At 56.5% G+C, this 13519-nt stretch carries 13 protein-coding genes; 1 reads left to right on the forward strand and 12 read right to left on the reverse strand.

Features of this window, described 5'->3' with window-relative positions:
- Genes BLR97_RS02675 through BLR97_RS02685 form a run of 3 tightly spaced genes read right to left on the reverse strand, consistent with a single transcriptional unit; the run spans position 1 to position 2641 of the window.
- Entirely contained in the window at positions 1-210 is a 210-nt protein-coding gene (locus BLR97_RS02675; protein ID WP_089702216.1) for a hypothetical protein, read from the reverse strand.
- A complete protein-coding gene (locus BLR97_RS02680; RefSeq protein WP_089702218.1) occupies positions 207-2270 on the reverse strand; it encodes a 3'-5' exonuclease in 2064 nt (687 codons plus the stop codon). Before BLR97_RS02680 ends, BLR97_RS02675 begins: the two co-directional genes overlap by 4 nt.
- Positions 2267-2641 carry a response regulator transcription factor gene (locus tag BLR97_RS02685; RefSeq protein WP_089702220.1) on the reverse strand — a complete coding sequence of 125 codons (375 nt, stop codon included), beginning with the start codon at positions 2639-2641 and terminating at the stop codon, positions 2267-2269. The genes BLR97_RS02680 and BLR97_RS02685 overlap by 4 nt, the downstream gene beginning before the upstream one ends.
- A 176-nt stretch (positions 2642-2817) precedes the next feature.
- Here BLR97_RS02685 and BLR97_RS02690 point away from each other — a divergent pair, with 176 nt between their 5' ends.
- Entirely contained in the window at positions 2818-3912 is a 1095-nt protein-coding gene (locus tag BLR97_RS02690) for a tRNA-queuosine alpha-mannosyltransferase domain-containing protein (RefSeq protein WP_089702222.1), read from the forward strand.
- Positions 3913-3935: 23 nt separating this feature from the next.
- Here BLR97_RS02690 and nth read toward each other — a convergent pair whose 3' ends face one another.
- The 9 genes from nth to metG form a co-directional block, all read right to left on the reverse strand.
- A complete protein-coding gene (nth, locus tag BLR97_RS02695; RefSeq protein WP_089702224.1) occupies positions 3936-4574 on the reverse strand; it encodes an endonuclease III in 639 nt (212 codons plus the stop codon).
- A 14-nt stretch (positions 4575-4588) separates the two neighbouring features.
- Positions 4589-5290, reverse strand: a complete 702-nt coding sequence (locus tag BLR97_RS02700; RefSeq protein ID WP_089702225.1) for an electron transport complex subunit E — start codon at positions 5288-5290, stop codon at positions 4589-4591.
- Positions 5287-5910, reverse strand: a complete 624-nt coding sequence (rsxG, locus tag BLR97_RS02705; RefSeq protein ID WP_089702227.1) for an electron transport complex subunit RsxG — start codon at positions 5908-5910, stop codon at positions 5287-5289. The genes BLR97_RS02700 and rsxG overlap by 4 nt, the downstream gene beginning before the upstream one ends.
- Positions 5907-6947, reverse strand: coding sequence for an RnfABCDGE type electron transport complex subunit D (locus BLR97_RS02710; protein ID WP_089702229.1), 1041 nt, complete (start codon positions 6945-6947; stop codon positions 5907-5909). The genes rsxG and BLR97_RS02710 overlap by 4 nt, the downstream gene beginning before the upstream one ends.
- Positions 6944-8599 carry an electron transport complex subunit RsxC gene (gene rsxC / locus BLR97_RS02715; RefSeq protein ID WP_089702231.1) on the reverse strand — a complete coding sequence of 552 codons (1656 nt, stop codon included), beginning with the start codon at positions 8597-8599 and terminating at the stop codon, positions 6944-6946. The genes BLR97_RS02710 and rsxC overlap by 4 nt, the downstream gene beginning before the upstream one ends.
- Positions 8583-9191 carry an electron transport complex subunit RsxB gene (gene rsxB / locus BLR97_RS02720; RefSeq protein WP_089702233.1) on the reverse strand — a complete coding sequence of 203 codons (609 nt, stop codon included), beginning with the start codon at positions 9189-9191 and terminating at the stop codon, positions 8583-8585. Before rsxB ends, rsxC begins: the two co-directional genes overlap by 17 nt.
- A gap of 8 nt (positions 9192-9199) precedes the next feature.
- Positions 9200-9781 (reverse strand): electron transport complex subunit RsxA, encoded by a 582-nt coding sequence (gene rsxA / locus BLR97_RS02725; RefSeq protein ID WP_089702236.1) that lies wholly within the window; start codon positions 9779-9781, stop codon positions 9200-9202.
- Complete coding sequence (locus tag BLR97_RS02730) at positions 9778-11376, reverse strand: sensor domain-containing diguanylate cyclase (protein ID WP_089702238.1); 1599 nt, start codon at positions 11374-11376, stop codon at positions 9778-9780. Before BLR97_RS02730 ends, rsxA begins: the two co-directional genes overlap by 4 nt.
- A 97-nt stretch (positions 11377-11473) precedes the next feature.
- A complete protein-coding gene (gene metG / locus BLR97_RS02735) occupies positions 11474-13510 on the reverse strand; it encodes a methionine--tRNA ligase (RefSeq protein ID WP_089702240.1) in 2037 nt (678 codons plus the stop codon).
- Positions 13511-13519 lie beyond the last annotated feature (9 nt).

The following is a 13519-nucleotide window of genomic DNA, read 5'->3' on the forward strand; positions in this document are numbered from 1 at the left end:
TCAGCGGCCCGCACGGTGTTCCATCAGCCAGGCCGCCAAGCCAATGACGATCGCCCAGGCGCTAAATAAATACACCGGTAGCCAACCCACGGAGAAAGCGGGAAGGCGGTCGACCACGATAATCATCGGCGGGCAGAACAGTAGCAACGCAATCGCCACCAGGGCCATAAGGCGCTCTGTTTTGCGCGATTTCAGGCCAAAAGGTTTCATGAGGCACTGGCATCCTGTCGGTCGAAGGCATTGGCTTGTAGCGTGAGTAGTTGCTCTAGGGTATTAATTCCGCGGGCTTCCAACCGCGGCAGCAGAGCGAGCCATAGCTCAGCGGTGACGCGGGCATCGCCTAGTGCAGTGTGGCGCGTGCCGGGTGGAAAAGCCAAGTCGTAGCGCTGAGCAAGACTATCTAAATCGTGTCCATCGAGCGCTTCATCCAACGCGCGCGAAACCAGCAAGGTGTCGATCACGGGAACATCAAAGGTTACGCCCTTATGGCTGATAGCCAGCAAATCAAACGCGGCGTTATGCGCCAAAAGCACTGCTTCTCCTACATAGTCGCGAAAGCGTGTCAGTACGATATCCAGCGGCGGAGCGCCAGCGACATCAGCATCGGTAAGGCCATGAATAGCGGTGCTGGCCAGCGGGATAGGCCGTTTGGGGTCAACTTTTTGATCGAAGACCTCGCTGGCTAATAGCCGCGCGTTAACTACCCGGCAGGCGCCGAGACTAATCACGGTATCCCCCCGGCGCAGCTCAAGCCCGGTGGTTTCAGTATCAAAGGCCACGACCTCCAGGCTGCGCAGCGAGCGGCTGGCCAGAGCTTCATCGGGTGGTGGAAGGTCGGCAATGCCAAAATCGTGGAATTCTGGGCGCGGTGGCGCGGTTTCGCGCGGAGCACCCACGCGTTCCATCGCGGGCAGCGGTAGGCGTAGACGGGCATGAACACGATCCTCATCTGCCAGGCTCCAGATATCGCTGGCGTGTTGGCGTAGCACGTCGGCAACACTGGGGGTCAGCGGCAGTGAGGGCAGCGTTTGTTGCCGCCATTCGGTCAACTCATGCTCGGGAAGCGCCTTACCATGCCAAATAAGGTCTAAATAGACGCGTTTATTACCCAGGCAGATTTCGCCTTCAAAGCCATTGTCGGGAAGGTGAGCATTGAGGTGTTTGACTAACGAATCAAACAGCGCAATCAAGGCCGGGGCATCGCCTTTAAACCAAGCAGGCATGCCCACCGGGGTAATTAAACGGTGCTCGGGGTCAAGGCGCTCGTCCAGGGCTTGCCAGAAGTCGTTTGACCACATGGGCGTTAAGCGTTCGCCCTGATGTTGCATGTCATCGAGTAGCTGGCCGATTTTAGCGACGTTATCGCCAAGTGATGCCCCTTCTTCTTGAATGACGCGTTCAAAACGTTGGCGCAATGGTAAGGTGTCGATGTCGCCTTGGTGACGCAGTTGGATCAGCGCGTCGGCAGCACTGGTCAGGCTTGCGGTATGTTGGCGTAGCGGCGTTAGCATATCGGCAAGCTCGGCTCTTACGCCCATTTCGCTCGACCACGAGGCCGTGGCGTCACTAAACGTCAGCAGGGTTTCGCCGTCGCTACCCGGTACGCGGCGCAACATAACCTTTAGCCAGCGGTTGTCGCAGGGGGCGAGCAGCTCGCGGGGGGAGCCGTCGTTAGGCAATTGGCTAAGCGCTTGCTGTAAGCTGGCGACGGGCAGCAGCGCTTCCAGGCGTTTGCCTAAACCAAGGCCGGTATTGTCGGCAAAAAAGTCCTCAGCTGCCTGATTGAACAGCATGACGCGGCGGTGATAATCACAGAGTAATAGCGGTGTCTCGAGTACCTGTAGCAGAGTTTCCAACTCCTGGCGGATTCTGGCCGCGCTGCGTGCGCCTTCGGTATGCGCCGTGGCCAGGCGGCTGCGATCCTCTCGCCAGCTCTCGCGCACGCGCTGCAGATCCGGGCCTAGGCCTTTTAGCCAGCCTTCGGGGGGATATTCGTCGCGCGCATCAGGATTAGCTACCAAGCGTGCTAGCTGCACCTGTAGGTGACGTAGCGGGGTAAACAGCATGCGCTCAAGCAGCAAACCGGCTAAAAAAATCGTCGCCCCGCCTGAAAAGCTGCCTAGCCATAGTGCTATCCGGGTACTGCCAGTCGGGGCAAGTTGGGCATCCAGCCAGGCGGCAAAAATAGCCCCGCCCAACAGGCTGATGCCGCTGAGAATAAGCCATAAGCCGATCAAGCGTTGGCGTTTGGGCAGCCCACCTCGTGTCATGGCTGATCCCCAATTAACAGCGCGTTGACTTTTTCTACCAGCGCTTGGGTAGAAAAGGGCTTGGTAATGTAATCATCCGCGCCCAGTGCCATGCCTTTTTCCCGCTCTACCTCACGGCCATGGGCAGTCAGCATAATGATCGGCAGTGTCGCGGTGGTGCTGTCCTGGCGTAACTGCTCCAATACATCAAAGCCACTTATGCCCGGCAGGCTAATGTCGAGCAAGATAAGATCGGGCTTGGCTTGCTGCACATGCGCAAGCGCTTGTTCGCCATCTTCTGCCGTGAGGACGTCGAAGCCCGCTTGTTCCATGAGAAACTCAAGCGATATGAGGATATTGGGTTCGTCATCGACCACAAGCACTTTGGCCATCATGCTCTCCCGAAAATGAAGGGTTATTGGGGCAGTTTATGTTTCCCCTCGCTTAGCCAGAGTGTAGGTAGGTGAATCTGCTGCGCCAAGACGACCTTGGTAACAAAGCGGTCGATGGGTGACAGGAAACCGTCGGGTACGACACAATGACAGGCTGTTTATTCGATAGGCGATGAATGCACACCTCATTAACCCCCCGAACACGCGTCCTGCTGCTTTCCGCTTACGATGCCATCAGTCACCGTTACTGGGCCGATAGCGTCATGCAGCACGTCGATGGCGTGGAATGGACGGCGCTGCGTTTGCCGGCGCGTCATTTTCGCTGGCGGGTCAGGGGCAATCCGCTAACGTGGCTGTTGAAGGAGGGAGACACCCTCAGCCAGCCTTACGATGTGGTGCTGGCGACCTCGATGGTCGACTTGGCAACATTGGCGGGCTTATTCCCCTCCCTGGGGCGCGCGCGCAAAATCGTTTACTTCCACGAAAATCAGTTTGCCTATCCCGTTTCAGAAGAGCAAAAGCCCCAGGTGGAAGGCAAGATGGTGAATCTCTATGCGGCATTAGCGGCGGACACCGTGGTATTTAATACTGCGTATAATCGCGATTCATTTATCGATGGTGCGCGGGCTTTTTTGAAACAAATGCCCGAGAACGTCCCTGCTGTGAAGCCCTTAGAAGCGCTTCGGCAACGCGCTAAGGTACTGCCGGTGCCGATTATGCCGCTTGACCGCCACCCATCGCATACTCCACCTAATCCTCGACGTATCCTGTGGAACCACCGCTGGGAGTACGATAAGAACCCGGAAGATTTTTTTGCGGCGTTGTTTGATTTGAGTGAACAAGGCGTCGCGTTCGACTTGGCGGTGCTGGGTCAACGCTTTCGCCACGTACCGCCCATTTTTGCCGAGGCCGAGCAACGTCTTGCGTCGCATATCACGGCCTGGGGGCCGCAGCCAGAAGGTCGCTATCAAGCTGAGTTGGACAAAGGCGGCATTGTGGTGTCGACCACCCGGCATGAGTTTCAAGGGCTGGCGATTATGGAAGCCGCCCAGCGTGGGGCGCTGCCGCTGGTGCCTGATCGGCTATGCTTCCCAGACCTTTACCCAAAGGCTTATCGCTACGACGGTACGCGTGGCGGGCTTTATGAGCGTCTATACCGTTGGCTCACGACACCGGCGTATCAGCCAGCGCCTCTGGATAGCGCCCGCTGGGAATGGCCCAGCTGGCAAGCGGCCTATGCGTCACTACTAACTGAGGAGGTGGTTGATTGATCAAGACGGAATCAGGCAACCATTTAGGCGAGCTCAGTTTTCTCTTTATAGTCGCATAAATCTTCAATAATGCAGCTACCGCAGCGTGGTTTGCGGGCGATGCACGTATAGCGGCCGTGGAGGATCAGCCAGTGGTGAGCATCCTGTAGAAAAGGTTTGGGTACGTGACGCAACAGCTGTTGTTCGACTTCGACCACATCCTTACCTTTGGCAATGCCTGTTCGGTTGGCTACGCGGAAAATATGCGTATCCACCGCCATGGTCGGCTGGCCAAACGCCGTATTCAAAATGACGTTAGCCGTTTTACGCCCGACGCCCGGTAAGGCTTCCAGCGCCGCTCGCGTTTGGGGCACTTCGCCACCGTGACGCTCAACCAGCAGATGGCAGGTTTTCATTAGGTTTTCGGCTTTGGTGTTGTACAGGCCGATGGTCTTGATATGCATTTTTAACCCATCAATGCCCAAATCAATAATGCCTTGAGGCGTATTGGCTACGGGGAAAAGACGGGCGGTTGCCTTATTGACGCCCACATCAGTTGCCTGGGCGGAGAGAAGGACTGCCGCCAGCAGCTCGAAGGGCGTGTTCCAGTTGAGCTCGGTTGTCGGGTGAGGGTTTTCTGCCTGTAGGCGAGCGAAAATTTCATGACGCTTTTGGGCATTCATGGCAAACCTCTGGGTTATTTGATCGTACCGGTGACGCGGACACGGCGCTGCTCGCGGGGCGTCACTGTCTTGGGTTGTGAATAGGCCTTGCGCCGTTGATCAACGACATTTTTTAGCGCGATCAACAGCCCCGCCACAAAAAACGCGCCGGGGGGAAGTATAAAAAACAAAAACTGATAGTCGTCGATCAAGGTCAACTGCCAACCATCGGCGATAGGGCCTAACAGCAGCGACATTTCGCGAAACAGGGTGCCCTGGCCCAGTAACTCGCGTAGCACCCCCAGGACAATCAGCACGGCGCCAAAACCGAGTCCCATCATTAGGCCGTCAACGGCGGCAGGCAGTACCGGCTGGCGCGAAGCAAACGCTTCGGCGCGACCTAAAATCGCGCAGTTGGTCACAATCAGCGGAATAAAAATACCCAGCACCTGGTAAAGCGGGTAGGCGTAGGCGGCCATTAGCAGTTCGGCACAGGTGACGAAGGCGGCAATGATCATCACAAACGCCGGCAGGCGGACGGCACTGGGCACCTGATGACGAATCAGCGAGACCGTGGTGCTGGCGCCGACCATCACGACCAGCGTGGCGATGGCCAGGCCCAGCGCGTTGACCACGCTAGCACTCACGGCCAGTAACGGGCATAACCCTAATAGCTGAACGAGCGCTGGATTATTCGACCACAGCCCTTCGCGGGTAAGCTCGCGTAGCTGGCTCATGGCGCGATCTCCTTGGGTTCGTTGAACAAGGGGGTGTTATCTACGTATTGCAAGGCGTTATGCACGGCACCCACCACGGCGCGGGGCGTAATGGTCGCTCCGGTGAACGCATCAAAATGCCCGCCGTCTTGGCTGACCGCCCAGCCTCTAGGTGGTAGCGAATCCAAGCGTAATCCATCAAAGCGCGTGATCCAGTCGCTACGGCGGCGCTCGATATCATCACCCAGGCCCGGGGTTTCCTGGTGCTGGGTGACGCGTACGCCGGTGATGCGTTGTTGCGCGTCGATTCCCACGAGCAGATGAATCGCGCCGTTGTAACCCCGCCGGGTCACCACCGGTATGACGAAGGCGTGCTGCCCGGTGTTTTCGACCCGCCAGCCGGTCGCACCTTCGGGATAGCCAAGTTGTTCAGCGTTGGGTAACGAAATGGGCGATGCGGATGCCTGGTGGGTAAGCGTCTCGGGAAGCACGGCCTGGCGTTGGCGTTGCTGATAAGCTTGCTGGTGCGTATCGATACGGTCGGCGGTCAAGGCGCGTAGGGTGGCGACACTACCCGCGGTGATTAGGGCGAACAAGCCCAATACCAGCGCGCCACGCTGCATGGCGTTGAAGTGACTCATGATCGCTCCTTGTCAGCCGCGGGTTGTGCGCCGGCAGGGCGAGGGATGGTGTATAGATCCAGCAAGGGTACACACAGGTTCATGAGTAGGACGGCAAAGGCCACGGCATCGGGATAGCCGCCCCAGGTACGGATCAGCATGACAAGTACGCCAATGCCCGCGCCGTAAATCAGTTTTCCTCGTTGGCTGGTGGCGGCGGACACCGGGTCGGTGGCAATGAAGAACGCGCCAAATATGGCAGCCCCGGTTAATAAGTGCAGTAAAGGCGAGGCAAAATGACTTGGGTCAAACAGGTATAACAAGGTGGCGATGACCAGCATGCTGGACAACATAGAGGCGGGAATATGCCAACTGATAATGCGTTTGGCGAGTAGTAGCGAGCCGCCTGCCAGCCAGGCAATCGCTATCCACTGCCAGGCATTCAGAGTGCCGCTAGGCAGCGGTTGACTGGCCCAAAATTGGCTGGCCGAAAGACCATCGCCTTTGTGTTTAAAGGCATCAAGCGGGGTGGCGCCGCTCAAACTGTCTATTTGCTCAAGCGACACGCTGCCGGTGATTTGGCTCCACAATGCGTCGGGCCATAATGGCTGAGGGGATGACCATAACGTCATGTAGGTCGGAAACGACACCAGCAGCAGCGCATAGCCCACCATGGCTGGGTTAAACGGATTGTGCCCCAGCCCGCCGTAGAGCTGCTTGGCCACCACAATGGCGGCGAGCATGCCGACCCCGATGAGCCACCAAGGGCTCGCGGGGGGGAGCGACGCACCCAATAATACGCCGGTAAGTACTGCGCTTGCGTCGTTGAGCGCCGGGTGCAAAGGGCGCTGGCGCAGCCGCAGGATAAGCGCTTCAAAGCCGAGGCCAAAGGCGGCGGCGAGCAGTACGTTGCTGATCACGCCCAGGCCGAAAAAAAACGTCATGGTCGCCAGGCCAGGCAGGGTAGCAATGATGACCCAGCGCATGATGCCGCCTGTGGTTGGCGTCGTGCTTACGCGGGTTCGATCATTTACCTGGGACGCATGCAGCATACTTATAGGGTCTCTTTGGGTTCGCTCGTTTCACGGGCTTCGGCGAGGCGTGCTTCGGCTGCCTGTAAATTTTCCTGCGCGGTGGCAAGCTGAGTTTCTAGGTCATCATGGGCTTGTTGAGGATCCTGCTGGGCCGCTCGGGCTAGGTTTTTTTCGGCTTTTCTTACCGCCGCTTTGGCCGCCGTTTGCGCGATGCGTAAACTCCTCAGATCGGCTTGGGGTGACGCCGCTGGCGAGTCGGCGTCCTGAGAAGACCGCTGCTTTGAAAGGCGTGCCTGACGCCGTGCCTGCTTTTGGGCCTGTTCCCGGGCGAGCCGGGCTTGACGCCATTCAAAGCGATGTTTGGCGTGTTCGGCTTTGGCGGTTTCAAGCTGTTGATGGCGAAGCCGTGATTTAGCACTGCGATAATCGTCCACTAAGGGAATATGGCTTGGGCATACGTAGCCGCAGGCATTGCATTCTATGCAGTCGAAAAGACGGTGGCTTGCCAGTTTTTCATCGTCGCTGGCTCGCGCGTACCAATGCAGTTGCTGCGGTAATAAATTCGCGGGGCAGACATCCTCGCAAGCCCCACAGCGGATACAAGGCGACTCAGGTGGCGTAGGCGGTAACTCGTCGATTGTGGCGGCAATTAAACAGTTCGTCGCTTTGGTAACGGAGCCGTCGAGGTTAGGCAGGGGCGTTCCCATCATGGGGCCACCCTGAATCAACTGATGAAGCGCGGCGCGATTTAAGCCGGCCTCATTCAGCAAAGCGGCCATTGGCGTGCCGATACGCACCCAGCGGTTACCAGGGTCGGTAATGGCATCGCCGGTTAAGGTTACCAATCGTTCCACCAGAGGTTCGCCATCGCGAACCGAGCGTAGCGCGGCCAATAGCGTGCCGGGGTTATGGCACAACACTCCTACGTCTGCGGGTAGGCCTTGGTTGGGCACGTCGCGGTTGAGCAGCGTTTTAATCAGCTGGCGCTCACCACCACTGGGGTAGCGGGTGGCAATGACAGAAAGCGTGACCGTGAGCAGTTGGCTGTCTGCCATCGCCTGCCTGAGAGCGAGGATGGCATCAGGCTTGTTATCTTCGATACCCACCATGATGTGATGCGCGCCACACAGTGAGGCAAGGAGCTGGGCACCTTCGAGGACATCCGCTGCGTAGTGTTGCAGCGTAAGATCATCGGCGGTGATATAGGGTTCGCACTCAGCGGCGTTAACCACCAAGGTATCGATACGCTGGCGCTCGCTGACGCGCGCTTTGATATGGGTAGGAAACCCCGCCCCACCGAGTCCGACGACACCGCTTTGCTCTAGACGCGTTATCAACTGGTCGGGGAGGGCATTGCGCCAGTCAATCGGCGCAAGCCGCTGCCAGGTGTCGGTTTTATCGCCGTCGATGGTAATGGCATGGGTATCAACGTGCGTCACCTGGCCGCTAATGCTGGCGTGGATATTGGCTGAAATCATGCCGTCGCGTTGAGCCACCGGCGTGCCGACCTTCACAGTGTCGCCCACCGCCACGGTAGCCGTGGCCGGACGACCGGCGTGCTGATCCAATCGCAGTACAACGCGCTTAGGCAACTCGGCATATCGAAGTGGCACCAAAGAGCGCTGCTTTCGTTCGGGCGGCAATACCCCACCATGAAACTCAAACGTGCGAGCCATAGAACCTCTGTGTTGAGTGCGGACGATCGCTGGCAATCACGTGTGGGGGCACTGTCACGGGACGCCACTGGCTCAACGGCGTACTGCGCGGCAGCATGTCGATGCAATCCACCGGGCAGGGCTCAATGCATAAATCACAGCCGGTGCATTCATCTTCGATGACGGTGTGCATTTGTCTGGCTGCGCCGATAATCGCATCCACCGGGCATGCTTGAATGCATTTGGTGCAGCCGATGCATTCATCTTCGCGGATAAACGCGACCAAAGCCTCACTCGGGGCTTCGCCATCTAACGGCTCAGGCGCTCGGCCGAGGAGATCGGCCAGCGCGGTAATGGTGGCTTCGCCCCCAGGCGGGCATTTGTTAAGCGCGTCACCCTGGTTGATCGCCTCGGCGTAAGGTCGACAACCAGGATAGCCGCATTGACCGCATTGGGTTTGGGGAAGCAAGGCGTCAATTTGTTCGACGAGGGAGGACTCATCGCTCTTAAAACGCTCGCTGGCCGCCCCTAGCAGGGCACCAAAGCCCACGCCTAAGCCGGTGAGGACTCCGATGGCGCTGAGCAAGCCGACCATTGAAAATGCATCGTTCATTGGCACACCTATCCTTGTACCAAGCCAGAAAAGCCCATGAAGGCTAGCGACATCAGGCTGGCCGTAATCATCGCAATGGCGGCCCCTTTAAACGGGTGCGGAATATCCGCTGCCGCCAGGCGTTCGCGCATGGCGGCAAACAAAACCAGTACCATGGAAAACCCCAGGGCTGCGCCTAGCCCATAAAGTGTGGTGGAAAAGAAGCCCAGCTCGCGATTCAGCGATAATAACGCCACGCCCAGTACTGCGCAGTTGGTGGTGATCAGAGGGAGAAAAATCCCCAGCACGCGATGCAGCAAAGGGCTTAGCTGGCGCACCATGATGTCGGTGAACTGAACCACAGCGGCAATGACGACGATAAAACTGATGGTGCGTAAATAGGTAACGTCTAAGGGAACCAGCAGCCCGTGGTACACCACGAAGCTAGCGGCAGAGGCAAGCGTCAGCACAAAGGTCGTCGCCAACGACATTCCCATCGCCGATTCCAGTTTATTGGAGACGCCCATGAAGGGGCACAAGCCCAAAAACTGTACCAGGACAAAATTATTGACCAGCGCGGTGCTGACCAAAATGACGAAGAGTTCATTCATGGCGGCGTATTGTGCGTAGAAACCTCAGCGCTGGCTAGAGGCGAATTAAACTGGCTAACTCGATGCCGGCCCGCCGCTTTGGCTTGGTAAAGTGCTTGATCCGCCGAGCGCATCAGCGAAGACGCATTAGCTGGCTCCTCAGGGTCAAGTGCGCTAACGCCAACGCTTAGCGTAACATGCGGGGCAAGAGGGGACATGTGATGAGGGTAAGCCAGTGCGTCGACCGCATCGCTAATTGCCTGACCAAGTTTAATGGCCTGTTGCAGAGACGTATTGGGCAGTAAGGCGCTGAATTCTTCTCCGCCGGTACGGGCTATAAAAAAGCCATGTGTCTGGGCTACTTCGTACATAGTGTCGGCTATTCGCTGCAAGCACGTATCGCCTTCAAGATGACCATAATGATCATTAAATAACTTAAAATAGTCGATATCGATCATCATTACCGCCATAGGCGTAGATTGGTTGAGCGCTTCTTGGGTAGCGTCGATAAGGTTCTTATCGAACAAGCGACGATTGGCTAAACCGGTCAAGGGGTCATGAGTTGAAAGCTCGGTTAACTCGGCGGTTAGCTCTGCCTGGCGCTCGAACTGCTTGAGAAAGGATTGCGCTAATTGGCCAATTTCATCGCGTCGTTGGGTCAACGGGTTGTTCGTCAATGCCTCTATATTGGCGTCTTGGGCAAAGCGAGCCAACGATTTTAACGGTCTTAGCACCATGCGCTCCAGCAGCAACAGCACCAGACCGATGACGATCAACATCAGCCCAAAGGTCCACAACAGCACGTAGCGGAAGGTATCCAGACTGGCGAAATAGCGACTGCGGTCTAGCCGAGTTCCCAGTGCTAGTTGGCGATCAGGACGGTTTAGCGGCAAGAACCGCTGGGCGTGAATCGTGTTGCTAAAGCGTAGCAGATCCGTTTGGGTCAGCTTTGTTTCATCGACAACGTCCAGCGAGATGATAAGACCTGTGTAGTCTTCTAAAAGCGCAAGCCAGTTGTTGTCCATCTTGCGGACTTTAAATAACCAGCCTGTGGGCGGGCCGCTACCGTCGGTGCGAAGGATAGGCGCTGAGGCCACGATAGCCGGCGGGATATGCGCGTACAGCGCTGTTTTTTCTTGCTCGGGATCCTCGTTGATAGACGCTTGCATGGAGGCGACGAGCGGTGCCATCCAAGCGCACTCATTGGCAAGGTCGGCGCAGGTCTGATACTGGCCACTACTAGGATTCAGCCCGGCTAGAAAGTGAATATCGCCCCGGGCGTTAAAGAACGCCATGAGCTGGTAACGCATGTCCTCAAACATTTGCTGGCTGAAATTGACCTCGCTGTAGCGTGGTGCATCGCCGTTAATAAAATCGTAGGTGTCATCCCAGGTCGCCCAGTCGCGCACTTTGGCAAGTAAATCCTGTTCTTCTAGCTTCAGGCTCCGCTCTAAGCGATCCAGTTCCTGCTCAACGACGCTGCGTTCTTCGGCTAGCAACGCGGGGAGAATGAGCCATTTACTAACCCCTGCTAGCGCAAGTAGCGCCAAAATCAATGCAGCACAGAGCGCGGTTAAAAACCGGAAGCGCAGCGAGGGCGAGTAACGCTGGAACATAAGCGAGCCTGTAAAACGTGATGAATGTGTTAGCGAGTCATCATACGAAAAGGGCAGCGGCGATTAGCCGCTGCCCTTTTCTAGTCGCTGGGCACGCTTAAGTGACTCGTTGACCCGGTTCAGCACCAGAATCCGGTGAGAGTAAGTAGATACCGTCTTGGTTGGCCGATGCAAGCACCATGCCTTCGGAGACGCCGAAGCGCATTTTGCGGGGAGCAAGGTTGGCGACCATGACCGTTAAGCGGCCTTCCAGCGCTTCCGGCGCATAAGCGGAACGAATGCCGGAGAAGACAGTACGGGTCTCTCCGCCAATATCCAGTGTAAGCTGAAGCAGCTTATCAGCCCCTTCGACATATTGGGCTTTGGCAATACGGGCAATCCGTAAATCGACTTTTGCAAACTCATCAAAGCTGATTTCGGGCGCGATGGGGTCATCGGTCAAAGGGCCTTTGGGTGCCTGTTTGAGTTTTTCTTCTTCCACGAGATCTTCCTTTGATACATCAATCATGGCATCTATCTTATCGCGCTCGACGCGTTGCATCAGCGGTTTAAATTTATTGATCTCGTGGTCTACCAAAAGATCATGGCGGCTGTGCCAATTCAGCGTGTCGATGTTTAAAAACTCGCGGGCTTGTTCGGCCATCTTGGGCACAACCGGGGCGAGGTACACCATCAGTTGCCGGAAGAGGTTGATGCCGACTGAGCAAATGTCCAACACTTCCGCTTCTCGCCCCGTCTGTTTGGCTAAAACCCAGGGCTCTTTTTCAGCGATATAGGTATTGGCTTCGTCGGCCAGCTCCATAATATTGCGCATGGCGCGGCTGAATTCACGTGCTTCGAAGTCTTGAGCGATGTCGTCACCAGCGGCGATAAACCGGGCCACGATTTGCGGTTCGCTGCAATGGGCTGACAAACGACCGCCGCCTAGCTTCTTAACAAAGCCCGCGCAGCGGCTGGCAATATTGACCACTTTACCAACCAGGTCGGCGTTAACACGCGCGGCAAAGTCGTCAAGATTCAAATCCAGGTCGTCTACTTTGGAAGTGAGCTTGGCGGCAAAGTAATAGCGCAGGTATTCGGGATTAAGGTGGTCGGCATAGGTGGCGGCTTTGATAAAGGTGCCCCGAGACTTCGACATCTTGGCCCCGTCCACGGTTAAGAACCCATGACAGTTGACTGCGGTAGGGGTTCTCAGGTCTGCGCCATGCAGCATCGCGGGCCAAAATAATGCGTGGAAATAGACAATGTCTTTGCCAATGAAATGGTAAATCTCAGCATCCGAGCTTGGCTGCCAGAAGCTATCGAAATCAATGTCTTCACGGTCGCATAAGTTTTTGAAGCTGGCTAAATAGCCAATGGGGGCATCGAGCCATACGTAAAAGTATTTGCCGGGTGCATCGGGGATTTCAAAGCCAAAGTAAGGCGCGTCGCGGGAAATGTCCCACTCGTTAAAGCCTGATTCAAACCACTCCATCAACTTGTTGCGAATTTGCGGCTGAACATGGCCGTCGTTAATCCAGCTCTGAAGAAAATCGGCAAAATCAGGCAGTTTGAAAAAATAATGCGTTGAGCTGCGGACTTCGGGCGTAGCGCCAGAGATAGCCGATACCGGGTTGATCAGTTCTGCCGGGGTATACGTGGCACCGCATTTTTCGCAGTTGTCACCATACTGATCGTCGGAACCGCATTTAGGGCAAGTGCCTTTGATAAATCGATCGGCCAGGAATAAGCCCTTTTGCGGATCGAACATTTGCTCTATCTCTCGCGTGGCAATATGCCCTTTATCGCGTAACCGCTGGTAGATCAGCTCGCTGTAATAGCGATTTTCCTCAGAATGGGTTGAATGGTAGTTATCAAAGCCAATGCCAAAGCGGGCAAAGTCGGCTTGATGGTCGCGTGATACGCGGTCGATGAGGGCCTCGGGTGTGATGCCTTCCTGCTCGGCACGCAGCATGATGGCAGTGCCGTGCGCGTCATCGGCGCACACGTAATAGCACTGTTGACCACGGCTTTTCTGGAAACGAACCCAAATATCCGTCTGGACATATTCAAGCAAATGACCCAGGTGAATAGCGCCGTTAGCGTAAGGCAGCGCACTGGTCACAAGGATGCGGCGCGGGGAGGTAGTTGACATGATGAATGA

Source organism: Vreelandella arcis, assembly GCF_900103865.1.
GTDB classification, from domain to species: Bacteria; Pseudomonadota; Gammaproteobacteria; order Pseudomonadales; family Halomonadaceae; genus Vreelandella; species Vreelandella arcis.

Coding starts and splice junctions, on each gene's coding strand:
- BLR97_RS02675 (WP_089702216.1), bottom strand. CDS start 210: ATGAAACCTTTTGGCCTGAAATCGCGCAAAACAGAGCGCCTTATGGCC.
- BLR97_RS02680 (WP_089702218.1), bottom strand. CDS start 2,270: ATGACACGAGGTGGGCTGCCCAAACGCCAACGCTTGATCGGCTTATGG.
- BLR97_RS02685 (WP_089702220.1), bottom strand. CDS start 2,641: ATGGCCAAAGTGCTTGTGGTCGATGACGAACCCAATATCCTCATATCG.
- BLR97_RS02690 (WP_089702222.1), top strand. CDS start 2,818: ATGCACACCTCATTAACCCCCCGAACACGCGTCCTGCTGCTTTCCGCT.
- nth (WP_089702224.1), bottom strand. CDS start 4,574: ATGAATGCCCAAAAGCGTCATGAAATTTTCGCTCGCCTACAGGCAGAA.
- BLR97_RS02700 (WP_089702225.1), bottom strand. CDS start 5,290: ATGAGCCAGCTACGCGAGCTTACCCGCGAAGGGCTGTGGTCGAATAAT.
- rsxG (WP_089702227.1), bottom strand. CDS start 5,910: ATGAGTCACTTCAACGCCATGCAGCGTGGCGCGCTGGTATTGGGCTTG.
- rsxC (WP_089702231.1), bottom strand. CDS start 8,599: ATGGCTCGCACGTTTGAGTTTCATGGTGGGGTATTGCCGCCCGAACGA.
- rsxB (WP_089702233.1), bottom strand. CDS start 9,191: ATGAACGATGCATTTTCAATGGTCGGCTTGCTCAGCGCCATCGGAGTC.
- rsxA (WP_089702236.1), bottom strand. CDS start 9,781: ATGAATGAACTCTTCGTCATTTTGGTCAGCACCGCGCTGGTCAATAAT.
- BLR97_RS02730 (WP_089702238.1), bottom strand. CDS start 11,376: ATGTTCCAGCGTTACTCGCCCTCGCTGCGCTTCCGGTTTTTAACCGCG.
- metG (WP_089702240.1), bottom strand. CDS start 13,510: ATGTCAACTACCTCCCCGCGCCGCATCCTTGTGACCAGTGCGCTGCCT.